Consider the following 710-nt stretch of genomic DNA (forward strand, 5'->3'; position numbering starts at 1 on the left):
TGAATCGCCCCGTCTTTCCCGGAGGCTCCAAACCTTGAGAGGATGGAGCCATGAGCAACAAGTTGACGAGGTACGCACCCGAGGTGCGTGAGCGGGCGGTGCGGATGGTCCTGGACCACCAGGGCGAGCACAGCTCCCAGTGGGCGGCGATCACGTCGGTGGCCGGGAAGATCGGCTGCAAGGCGGAGACGCTGCGGACGTGGGTCCGCCGTGCCGAGCGCGACAGTGGGCTGCGGCCCGGGCTGACGACCGACGAGCAGGCGCGGATCAAGGCCCTGGAGCGCGAGAACCGCGAGCTGCGCCAGGCCAACGAGATCCTGCGCAAGGCGTCGGCGTATTTTGCCCAGGCGGAGCTCGACCGCCGATTCAAGCCTTAAAGGGGTTCATCGACGATCACCGCGATGCCTACGGGGTCGAGCCGATCTGCAAGGTGTTGCCGATCGCCCCGTCGACGTACTACGAGCACACCAGCCGCCAGGCCGACCCGTCACGCCAGCCCGCGCGCTGGCACCGGGAGCAGGCCCTGGTGCCCATCATCGACCGGGTCTGGAAAGAGAACCGGCAGGCCTACGGGGCGCGCAAGGTGTGGCGACAGTTGCACAGGGAAGGCGTGCCGGTGGCCCGCTGCACGGTGGAGCGGCTGATGCGCCTGGCCGGCCTGCAGGGCGTGGTGCGCGGCAAGCCGCGCAAGTGGATCGGCCAGGAGATGG

Annotated in this window: 1 pseudogene and 1 other annotated feature; the pseudogene reads left to right on the forward strand. The window is 68.9% G+C overall.

The features are described from left to right. Positions 1-50 precede the first annotated feature (50 nt). Positions 51-710: pseudogene (locus N787_RS14820) on the forward strand (IS3 family transposase); the annotation flags it as partial. Further along, positions 332-448: a sequence feature (AL1L pseudoknot), on the forward strand. Its footprint overlaps the pseudogene before it by 117 nt.

The sequence above is a fragment of the Arenimonas metalli CF5-1 genome (assembly GCF_000747155.1).
Taxonomy (GTDB): domain Bacteria; phylum Pseudomonadota; class Gammaproteobacteria; order Xanthomonadales; family Xanthomonadaceae; genus Arenimonas; species Arenimonas metalli.